2 pseudogenes are annotated in these 556 nt (G+C 60.6%); both read right to left on the bottom strand.

The features are described from left to right. Positions 1–179, bottom strand: a pseudogene (locus EOA29_RS39445) (transporter); the annotation flags it as partial. 183 nt (positions 180–362) lie between these two features. Further along, positions 363–556: pseudogene (locus EOA29_RS39440) on the bottom strand (protein-L-isoaspartate O-methyltransferase); the annotation flags it as partial.

The raw sequence follows: 556 nt of genomic DNA, 5'->3' as shown, positions 1-556 counted from the left end.
GCGATGGCCACGCCCTCGTCGGTGACGCGCACACCGGCGCGGGCGGAATTCAGCTGCGAATTGTTCTGGTAGGCCTTGGCAAGCGCGCCGGTGATGGTTTCCGCCGAGGCGGCCAGCGGCGAAAGCGCTGTCGCGGAAACCAGGATGGCGGCTAGAACAGTCTTGCGTACGGACGGCACGTAATATCCCTCATTCGTTTGCATGGGAACCGCGCCACGACAGTCGCTCATCCATGAGCAGCCGGCGCCGCGCTTCTATCGTTCCCCCGCTGACTGCCCCCGAGAATACATGGTTATGCGATCAGCAACGATTGTTCAAATGCAAGCGATCACGACAGCGCGTTCACTGCAAGGCAAAAACGCTCAGAATTCAAATGCGTGGGTACGTTCAAAGCCAGGTAGTGGCTTAATTGCCGCATTAAACGCGCGTCTGCCCGTTACAACCCCCCCTGCTTTGAAAAAGAGCCTGGCCACGCCCGAATTGCCCTGCCCTTCAACGGCGACGAGACGGCCTTCCTCCGCAAGCTGGTCGAGCAGCGCGGCCGGCACTTCCTCGA

The organism is Mesorhizobium sp. M1E.F.Ca.ET.063.01.1.1 (assembly GCF_003998155.1).
Taxonomy (GTDB): domain Bacteria; phylum Pseudomonadota; class Alphaproteobacteria; order Rhizobiales; family Rhizobiaceae; genus Mesorhizobium.
This window is presented reverse-complemented; position numbering and strand designations above follow the sequence as displayed.